The organism is Oribacterium sp. (assembly GCF_057249185.1).
In genome coordinates this window covers 1-10,071 of sequence record NZ_DBHIGR010000073.1, presented here as the reverse complement: position 1 = coordinate 10,071, position 10,071 = coordinate 1, and the positions used below count along the sequence as shown (strand labels likewise).

Annotated in this window: 8 protein-coding genes; all 8 read left to right on the top strand. The window is 37.3% G+C overall.

The genetic code is table 11. The annotated features are described in order from the left end of the window. The coding region (locus tag ACO4PX_RS05665; protein WP_485571937.1) for an alpha-mannosidase at window positions 1-3,136 on the top strand (3,136 nt) is incomplete at its 5' end. A 311-nt stretch (window positions 3,137-3,447) separates the two neighbouring features. Next, window positions 3,448-4,458, top strand: a complete 1,011-nt coding sequence (locus ACO4PX_RS05660; RefSeq protein ID WP_485571935.1) for a LacI family DNA-binding transcriptional regulator — start codon at window positions 3,448-3,450, stop codon at window positions 4,456-4,458. A 23-nt stretch (window positions 4,459-4,481) separates the two neighbouring features. Beyond that, complete coding sequence (locus ACO4PX_RS05655; protein ID WP_485571933.1) at window positions 4,482-5,792, top strand: ABC transporter substrate-binding protein; 1,311 nt, start codon at window positions 4,482-4,484, stop codon at window positions 5,790-5,792. A 55-nt stretch (window positions 5,793-5,847) separates the two neighbouring features. Next, on the top strand, window positions 5,848-6,756 hold the full coding sequence (locus ACO4PX_RS05650; RefSeq protein ID WP_315365367.1) for a carbohydrate ABC transporter permease: 909 nt from the start codon (window positions 5,848-5,850) through the stop codon (window positions 6,754-6,756). Window positions 6,757-6,765: 9 nt separating this feature from the next. After that, window positions 6,766-7,608, top strand: a complete 843-nt coding sequence (locus ACO4PX_RS05645) for a carbohydrate ABC transporter permease (RefSeq protein ID WP_485571931.1) — start codon at window positions 6,766-6,768, stop codon at window positions 7,606-7,608. 14 nt (window positions 7,609-7,622) lie between these two features. Continuing rightward, window positions 7,623-8,681 carry an amidohydrolase family protein gene (locus ACO4PX_RS05640; protein WP_485571929.1) on the top strand — a complete coding sequence of 353 codons (1,059 nt, stop codon included), beginning with the start codon at window positions 7,623-7,625 and terminating at the stop codon, window positions 8,679-8,681. 15 nt (window positions 8,682-8,696) lie between these two features. Next, entirely contained in the window at window positions 8,697-9,620 is a 924-nt protein-coding gene (locus ACO4PX_RS05635) for a carbohydrate kinase family protein (protein ID WP_485571927.1), read from the top strand. Window positions 9,621-9,634: 14 nt separating this feature from the next. Then, on the top strand, window positions 9,635-10,071 hold a 437-nt coding region (locus ACO4PX_RS05630; protein WP_485571925.1), incomplete at its 3' end, for a family 4 glycosyl hydrolase.

Genomic DNA, 10,071 nt, shown 5'->3' with positions numbered 1-10,071 from the left:
GGAAAACTTTGCCGGGAAAACAGTGGTCTTTTCTTTGGAGACAGGAAAAGAGGGAGCTTGGGATGCATTAAATCCCCAATTCTCTCTTTATGTAAATGGGATTTTAAGACAGGGCTTGGATGTAAATCATAGAGAATGCATTCTTAGCGAAAATGCTAAGGCAGGAGATGAATATAAAATCTTTTTAACCTGCTTTACGGGGGACCAAAACTATTCTTTAAAAATGATGGGAGCTTTTCGAATTTTAGAGCCAAGAGTGGAAAAGTTGTACTATGACCTAAGTGTACCCTACGATACCATGATGCTCTTGGAAGAGGATTCAGAAGAGTACATTACTATATTGCAGAAGATTAATCATGCCATTAATCTTGTGGATTTTAGAGTAGAGAACAGTCCGGCTTTTTATGAAAGTGTAGAAAGAGCGATCGAGTATTTTCAAAAAGAGTTTTATGAAACCTATTGTAATAAAGAAAAATTTCCGGTGGTACTGTCTGTAGGGCATACGCATATCGATTGTGCTTGGCTTTGGACATTGGCGGTAACAGAAGATAAGGCGGTAAGGAGTTTTTCCACTGTATTGGAGTTAATGAGGCATTATCCGGATTATATTTTTATGTCATCCCAGCCTCAGCTCTATATGTATGTGAAGAAAAATGCTCCGGAAATCTATGAAGAAATTAAGCAAAGAGTGAAAGAAGGACGTTGGGAAGTAGAAGGCGGTATGTTTGTGGAAGCAGATTGTAATCTTTCCAGCGGTGAAGCTCTGACTAGACAATTTCTGTATGGCAAAAAGTTTTTTAAAGAAGAGTTTGGAAAGGATAATAAGATTTTATGGCTTCCGGATGTTTTTGGCTATTCTGCAGCGCTTCCGCAGATTATGCAAAAATGTGGTGTGCCTTATTTTATGACTACTAAAATTAGTTGGAATGAGACGAATAAAATGCCTCATGATAGTTTTTTGTGGGAAGGAATTGATGGAAGTCGTTGCTTAACTCATTTCATCCCCAGTAGAGATTATAAAAAGCCGGAAGTGGAAGGCGGATCCGGTCAAGATTTCTATACCACTTACAATGCAGACTTAAATCCATCCCAAGTAAAAGGTTCTTGGAAAAGATATAGCGACAAGGAGCTAAATAAAGAAGTTTTATGCAGCTTCGGATATGGAGATGGTGGTGGCGGCCCAACAAAGGAAATGCTGGAAAAGGATATCAGAATGAAGCAAGGAATCCCCGGGCTTCCGCGTACACAACAGGGTACTGCATTGTCTTTTTACGATAGGCTTCAGAAAGAACTCTGCGAGAAAAATGATATTCCCGTATGGTGTGGAGAATTATATTTGGAATATCATCGTGGTACCTATACGACTATGGCAAGAAATAAAAAATGGAATAGACGAGGAGAATTTGCATTAGAAAACATGGAGGCTTTACAAGCTCTCACAGAGCTTTTATCTCTGCAAAACAATACCTCCTATCCAAGAAAAAGATTGCATGAGCTGTGGCTTATTCTTCTTCGGAACCAGTTCCATGATATTTTACCGGGATCCAGTATTTATGAAGTATATGAAGATTCTATGAAGGAGTATCATAAACTGTTCTTTGAACTGGAAGAGTTAAAGAAAAATGCTCTACAGGAATTATTAGGAAAGGATGCAGTAGCAGAGAAAAACAGTCTAAAAGAGCTTTCTAATGCTTGGTTGCAAAGGGACTTCCAAAGTGATGCGGGTTATGTTGGAAGCTGGGAAAATGGAATTCTTGGGAATGCAGATTCCGAAGACATGAAACAGACCTGTGATGCAAGTCTTTTGCTATGGAATCCTAAGCAGAATCGACGAGGAGAACTTATCTCTTTGCTGCTACCCGGATATGAGAATCCTATTGCTAGCTTAGGAGAAGAAGAGTATCTATTGCAAAAAGGAGAACAAGGTGATTGTCTTTTGGATTTACAATCCCTTCCCAGCTTTGGATTTTCCAAATTTATGTTAAGAGAAGGCTCTTCTCAAGAAGTGGAAAAAATCAAGAAAGATGAAGAAAATACAAAAACCTTCCATTGGGAAAAGAGAAATGAAGGCGGTTTATTTATTTCGAATCCTTTCTTTGAAATAGAACTTGATGCAAGAGGAGAATTTATCTCTTTTGTGGATTTGAGAGAAAATAGAGAACTGTTGGTAAAGGGAAGTCATGGTAATGTTTTACGTGTGTTTGAAGATAGACCACATAACTATGATGCCTGGGATATCAATGATTATTATAGTGAGAAGCCTTATGAAGTTTCAGAGCTTCTTTCTATGGAAGTAGTAGAAGAAGGTCCTCTACGCTTCAGTTTATGTATTGAAAAGATATTTTTATCTTCTCGAATTAAACAATGGATTCGATTATATAAGAATCATCCTAAGGTAGATTTGGACTATGAAGTGGATTGGAAGGAACATCTTTTACTGTTAAAGAACTTTTTCTCTTTTGACATTCAAACGAGAGAGGCGAGCTTTGATATTCAATATGGAAATGTAAAAAGGCCAACGCATGCAAATACCTCCTGGGATAAAGCTAAATTTGAAGTCTGCCATCATAAGTGGATGGACTTAAGTGAAGATGGATTTGGAGTAGCTATTTTAAATGACTCTAAGTTTGGCATTAGTGTAAGAGAATCTACCATAGGACTTAGCTTACTGAAGTCTCCCTTATATCCCAATCCTATGGCGGATAAAGAAATTCATCATTTTTCCTACAGTATTTTCCCGCATCAGGGAAGTTGGAAGGATAGTGATATGATTTCTTATGTTTATGCTTTAAACAATCCGGTAGAAAGCTTCTTGCTCAGTGAGAATCCAGACAATACATCGGCTTTAAGTTCTGTTTTAGGAAATGCAGATACTTTCTCTTTCGTTCAAGTAGAGGAGAAGAATATACAGCTAGAGTGCTTGAAAAAAGCGGAGCATGAGGAAGCATATATCTTGAGGCTTTATGAGTTCCATGGAAGAAGAGGAAAAGTCAATTTGAGTTTCCATGCACCGATAAAGAAGGCTTATCTATGTAATCTTTTGGAGGAGCAAGAGGAAGAAATTCCGGATACAGGAAAGAATATTTGCGTAGAAATTAAGCCGTTTGAAATTAAAACGCTGAAGCTTGTCTTCTAGCGAGTATCTTATTTTTAATGTAAGTTATTTTTGATATCCGCTTATCCCCCTCTACTACTTATGTAGTAAAGGGGGATTTTGTATGTTTATTAAATATTTGAAAACACAATAGTCTCTCTAAACAACTCGGCAGTGAATGAACGTTAAGTATACTACAAGTTAACACTTTGTGTAACATATGAAATATATATGAAACATATGAAACAATATTGACTAAAAATGCTCAATAGATATAATTGTGTATAAGAAATTATTGTTGGAAATGTATAAAAATAAGTTGCTAATACTTAGTTACCAAAGGATTATTCCAAATGAAGAATAATGTTAAGCAAGGAAACTCTGTAACAGTGAGGGATATTGCAAAAACAGCTGGGGTTTCCCCTGCGACTGTATCCCGATACTATTCTGGTAGCACAGTGGTAAGCAGAGAATTGGCCAGTCGAATAGAGGATGTATCTGAAAAGCTTGGCTATGCTCATCAACATAAGAGACGTAAAGAAGGAAGAGTGATTGCAGTTATGCTTCCCGATCTAGAGCTTATGTTTTATCGTGATGTACTGAGAGAGATTTTTGCCCAGTTGCCCCGATACCAATATCGTATGGTGATTATTCCCTACGAAAAAGGGGAGCAAGATTATAAAAGATTTTTTTCGGAAATGAATATTGAAGGTGTTATTTATCTGGATGAAGAAATAGATTCGGAAATTTTGCGTTATATTTTGTCTAAAAATATCAGAACTGTGATGTGTGGTGGACCTGCTACGGACAACAAGTCAGAGATGGTACATGTAAATGATATGTTAGCAGCATATGAGGGAATGAAGTATCTGATTCAGTTACATCATGAAAGAATTTTAATTTTATCTGATTATTCAAATAAACTAGGCTCCACATTTCAGAGGCTAGTAGGTTGCAAGAAGGCTATGGAAGAATTTGGTTTGCCTATAGTTGAAGATCTTTTTGCACATGGAAAGATAACCTATGAAATGGGATATCGTTTAACGAAGAAAGTTTTAGATAAACAGGTGGACTTTTCGGCAATCTTTGCTTTTAGCGATGAAATGGCTATGGGTGCCATTCGTGCATTGCAGGAAAGTGGTATACAAGTACCGGAGGATGTGTCTGTTCTAGGCTTTGACGATATTTCCTTTTCGGAAAAATATAATCCGCCTTTAACGACAATACATCAGCCCATTCAGGAATTTGTTACGCAATCTTTAAATTTTTTTTTAGAAAAAGAAGAAAGAAACAAAAATGTAGATATCATATTTCCTTTCAGAATTATTGAAAGATCTAGCTGCCAGGAAAACAGGCAGAATTGAATACATTTTATAAAGGAGGCTTTATGAAAAACAATTTATCTATGGAAATGCAAAAGCTTGTGGGGGCAAATACGCTACGAGGAATTGCCTATGGAGTACTGGCGGGTGCACTAGTGCTTACTGCAGGATGCGGAAAGAAAGAAGAGGAACAAACGAATCTAACTCTAGCTATTTGGGATGAGGCACAGCTTAGTGTAGTTCAGGAAAATGTAGATGCCTTTAATAAGGAACATGAAGGGAAAATAAATGTTAGTGTACAACAGATTCCATGGGACTCTTATTGGACCAAATTGGATGCCTCTTTAGAAACCAATGAGGCACCGGATGTTTTTTGGATGAATGTTTATCTTACTAAGTATGCAGACCATGAGTTACTCCATTCTTTGGATGAATATATTGAAAAGGATAAGCTTGATTTATCCGTTTATGCATCGGGAAGAATAAAGGCATTTAATTATGGTGATAAGCAGTATGCCCTTCCCAAAGGATTAGATACCGTAGTTTGTGCCTTAAATAAAGACATTTTCCAAAAGTATGATGTGGAACTTCCCAAAGAGGGATGGACCTGGGACGATATGCGTGCAACTGCAGATCAGCTAAAGAGTGCAATCCATGAGAAAGGTGGAAGTGAATATCCTATTGTAATGGAATTGGATGGACAACCTTCTTGGATTAATTTCTTGTATCAAAACGGAGGCTATTACCTTAGTGAAGATGGAAAAACAACAGGTGCTGCATTGCCAGAATCTCAGGATGCGATTCAGCAGGTTGTTGATTTGATGGACAATGGTCAGATGGCACCCTATGAGGTACTTTCCGAGAGTAAGGGAACAGACTTATTTGTTTCCGGTCAGGCAGGTATTGTATTCGTTGGTTCTTGGAAAGCAAGTGTATTGGAAGACAGTAAGCTAGCTCAAGATGGAAATGTTCAGCTGATTCAGATGCCGGCTATGGCAAAAAATAATTATTGTACAATGGGTGGACTTGGCTATGTAATGAGTGAAAAATGTAAAAATAAAGAGGCGGCATGGGAATTTATTCGTTATATTAGCGGTGAAGAGGCAGAAACGCATGAGGCAGAGAAGGGAATCGATATTCCGGCCTACTTATCTGCTCAGGATGCTTATGTTAAGAACTTTAAGAATCTGGATGCTCAGGTTTTTATGGAAGCAAGTAAAACTGGTTTCCCCTATCCTTCCAACGGTAACTTTGATTGGACTTCTTTTGTGGATGATTCCATGCAGGTGGCTTTTGCGAAAAAGCAGAGTGTAAAGGATGCATTAGAAGAAGGCGCTAAAAAGGCACAGAAAGTATTGGATGAACTGTATAAATAAATTTATGTAAAGCGAAGAGAGCAAGAGAAACTTGCTCTGCTATGAGGATGTAAAGATGAAGAGGGAAGTAAATAGAGTTAATCGCAAAGATAAACAGGAAATACTTGTGGCGTATTGTTGCATCCTTCCTATGTTTCTAGGGCTATTTATTTTCTATATACTTCCTTTTTTTGAAAATGTCTTTTTTAGCTTTCGAAAAATGGGAACCTTTGGTAATGGTGTTTTTATCGGCTTAGAAAATTATCGAAAATTGCTTCAGGATGATGTATTCTGGATAGCTTTCAAAAATACTATTTTTTATGCCATTGTGGGGGTTCCTATAGTTCTTTTTGCTTCGGTTTTTTTGGCTAATCTTTTGAATAAAGAAATACGAGGAAGGACAGTTTATCGCACTCTTCTTTATATCCCTGCAATAACTATCCCTGCAGCTATCGGAATTTTATGGCGATGGATATTAAATTATCAGTACGGAGTTTTAAACTATCTTTTAGAAAAGATAGGATTATCACGACAAGCCTGGCTGGGAGATGTGAACTTGGTACGATGGTCTATTATTCTGGTTTGTGCTTGGTCTATGATTAGTACCTATACCATTATTATGCTGGCAGCTCTACAGGGGATTAATAGGGAGTATTATGAGGCGGGAAAAATTGATGGGGCAAGCAATGGGCAGCTTTTTTTTCATATTACGCTACCAATGTTATCTCCTATGATTTTTTTCTCATTCATCATGATTACCATCGGGATTTTACAGATTTTTGACTTCATTTACCTGATGGTGGATAGAAAATCTCTGGCCTATCAATACAGCTACAGCTTAGTGACTTACTTTTATGAGTGTGCTTTTACAAAAAGTAGTATGAGGGGATATGGGGCTGCAATTTCCGTGGTATTAGCTCTATTAATTTTGTTTGTCACTATTATTCAGATGCTGGTCAAAAAATATTGGGTAAAAGAAGGGTAGGACATAGAAATGAAGAAAAAAGTAAAGAGTGGAGAAAGCTTAGGCTCCAGTGTTTTAAGTCATTTGTTTCTGCTGATAGCAGCTTTTTTTGCCTTTGGTCCATTCCTTTGGATGTTTTTAACTTCTATTAAAAGCTATGAAGAGACGATTCGGATTCCGCTGAAATTCTTTCCTACCGTACCTAAGTGGGATAATTTTGAGATAGTTTTCTCAAAACTACAATTTTCTATTTTGTATTTTAATACCTTTTTTGTGACCATCTTGATGATAGTGTTTCAATTATTGGTTGTAACACTTTGTGCATTTGCTTTTGCTAGACTAAATTTTCCTGGAAAGAATTTTTTGTTTTTGTTTATGCTGGCTTTAATGATGGTTCCCAGTCAGATTTTTATTATTCCAAGGTTCAAGTTGATGGTATCCTTTGGACTTAGCAATACCCTAGTGGGCCTGGCATTACCGGGGATTTTTAATATTTTTGGTGTATTTTTAATGAAACAGTTTTTTGAAACGATTCCTAAAGAACTTGATGAAGCTGCCAGAATTGATGGGGCAGGCTATATGACAATTTATTGGCGGATTGTAATTCCTCTTTCCAAGTCTGGTATCGTTACTTTGGCTATTTTAACCATGCTTGGTTCCTGGAAGGATTTAATGTGGCCTTTAATAAATAACTCTTTAAGAGAGAAGATGACTCTTGCAGCGGGTTTGGCGATGCTGATTGGTGAACATACCACCTATTATGAGCAGGTTATGGCGGGAGCGGTGATTGCGGTACTTCCTCTCATAGTTATTTTTATTCTTTTCCAAAAGCAATTTGTGGAAGGAATTGCCTATAGTGGCTTAAAGGGCTAAGGAAGGAAAGAAAGATGATTTTTAAGTTTCCAATTAATGATGCGCATATTCATTTATTTGATGTGAAAGCCATAGAAGAATGCATTGCTATGGTGGATTATTGTGGGTATAGTCATTGGAATTTTTTGGCGTACACCATGCTTGAACATAAAGGATGCTTTGCAAATAACTTACTGGCTGCTTTGATGAAATTAAAAGAAAAGGGTAGATGCAGAGCCTTTGCTTCTTTTGATTATGCCATGGATTTTACCGTGCCGAAGGCGGAGGAATTAAAAAGGCAGATTCAATTTTTTGACCTTGCGGGATTTGATGGAATAAAAATGTTGGATGGGAAACCATTTGTAAGGATGAGACAGGGAATTCCTCTAGATGCACCCAACTATGACCTGATGTTTGACTATGCAGAAAAATCTCAGATGCCTATTACCTACCATATCAATGATCCAATTGAATTTTGGTACTGGGATAAATTGCCGGAGTGGGCTAAAAAAGAAAATACATTTTATGGAAACGGAAAATATCTGCATAAGTGGGAGTTGGATGAGGAAGCCTTCGGATTTTTACGAAAACATCCGAAGTTAAATATTGTTTTACCACATTTCTTCTTTGTTTCAGATCAGCCTGGATTATGTAGTGAATTATTTAATCGCTACGCAAATCTTCGTTTTGACATTACTCCGGGCTGGGAAATGTTTGAAAATTTTGCAAAGGATTGGGAATTTTGGAGAGATTTTTTTGAAAAACATTCCGACAAAATTTTATTTGGAACGGATACCTTTTCAGACCATTGGAAAGAGACAGTATTTTGCTTAAGACGGGTACTGGAAACAGAAGAGGAATTTATTGCTTTTGAAGAAAACTGTAGAGGACTTAATCTGAAAGACGAAATATTGCAAGACTTGTATTTTAATAATTACCATAAAGTGGTTCGGAACATAGAAAAAACCATAGATGTGAAAATGGTATTGGAATATGCGGATACTTTGTATGAAAGAATTCCAAAGGATGAAAAAGAGAAGGAAAATCTTGCAATTTTGGAATACTTGAAGAAGGAAATTGCAAAATATGCATAAAATGGGAGATTGTGTATGAAACCATATGATTTTAAAGCATTTTCCCAGATGACACTGGATTTGATTTTCAAAGGAATGGATAGAATGCCCTTGCCGGGAGAAGAAGTATTTTCTCGGGAGTTTTCTATACAATTGGGAGGAGGACCAACGGTGATTCCCATTGTATTAAATTTCCTTGGGAAAAAGACTGCACTGGGTACCTTTTTGGGAGAAGATGATGAGTCCAAGCTGTGCATTCAATTGATGGAAAGGCTAGGATTTACTAATTACACTAATTTTTATTCAACAACAGAAGTAAGCAAAGGGAAAAATCCTTTGGTGGTATCTTGTGTATTCTCTTGGGATAGAGATAGAGGCTTTGTAACACGAAATGATGAAGTTTGTGAAGACGCTTTAGAGGAAGAGACGGTATATCAGTATTTGAAAGATGCGAAGGTTGTGTTTGCTCCGAAGGGACATTTTGCAGTTACTAAACGGCTACATGAAGAGGGAAGCATTATCGTTAGTGATACAGGGTGGAAAGATGACTTGAACATCAAAGATTTTTTGAAAATCCTTTCCTTTGTAGATGTATTTACTCCTAATGATAAAGAAGCTATGAAGATGACAGAGACCACTTCTGTGGAGGAGGCTCTTAAAGTCTTAGGGCAATATACTAGGTTTCCTATTGTTACGATGGGAAGCAGAGGTTGTGCTTGGATGGAGAATAAGACTTTAAGATTCTCTGAAGCCATATCATTTCCGAAATCTATAGATACTACAGGTGCAGGAGATAATTTTTTGGCGGGAGTTATTTATGGAATACTGACAAGCGATAAAATTTCTGATTGGCTAAAATTAGGAAATATTTTCGCCGGATATTCCACAACAGGACTTGGATGCTACCAAAGTATGGTTACCGGAGATATCATCCGACAATATTATCCGGGAAAATTGTAAGCGAGGGATATAAAATGAAACTGACAGTCATTGGAGGCGGTGGAGTCCGTTCCTTGTTTTTGGCTAAAAGCATTGCACAAAAAGCACAAGCTCTACATATTACAGAGCTGGTGTTTATGGATAATGATGAGGAAAAACTGAGAATTTATGGAGGACTGGCTAAAGAGGTTAGTAATAGAATTGAGCCGAAACTGACGCTTTCCCTATCTGTAGACGCTGTGGAAGCAGTAAAGGATGCAGACTATATCATCACTACTATCCGTGTGGGTGGGGACTATATGAGAGTTTTAGATGAAAGAATTGCTTTATCCAATGGCGTTCTAGGACAAGAGACCACTGGTGCAGCAGGTCTTTCTTTTGCCATGCGTTCCATTCCGGTATTGGCTGAATACTGTGAAATAATTAAACAGAATGCAAAGCCAGGTGTTAAAGTTTTTAATTTTACAAATCC

Coding starts and splice junctions, on each gene's coding strand:
- ACO4PX_RS05660 (WP_485571935.1), top strand. CDS start 3,448: ATGAAGAATAATGTTAAGCAAGGAAACTCTGTAACAGTGAGGGATATT.
- ACO4PX_RS05655 (WP_485571933.1), top strand. CDS start 4,482: ATGAAAAACAATTTATCTATGGAAATGCAAAAGCTTGTGGGGGCAAAT.
- ACO4PX_RS05650 (WP_315365367.1), top strand. CDS start 5,848: ATGAAGAGGGAAGTAAATAGAGTTAATCGCAAAGATAAACAGGAAATA.
- ACO4PX_RS05645 (WP_485571931.1), top strand. CDS start 6,766: ATGAAGAAAAAAGTAAAGAGTGGAGAAAGCTTAGGCTCCAGTGTTTTA.
- ACO4PX_RS05640 (WP_485571929.1), top strand. CDS start 7,623: ATGATTTTTAAGTTTCCAATTAATGATGCGCATATTCATTTATTTGAT.
- ACO4PX_RS05635 (WP_485571927.1), top strand. CDS start 8,697: ATGAAACCATATGATTTTAAAGCATTTTCCCAGATGACACTGGATTTG.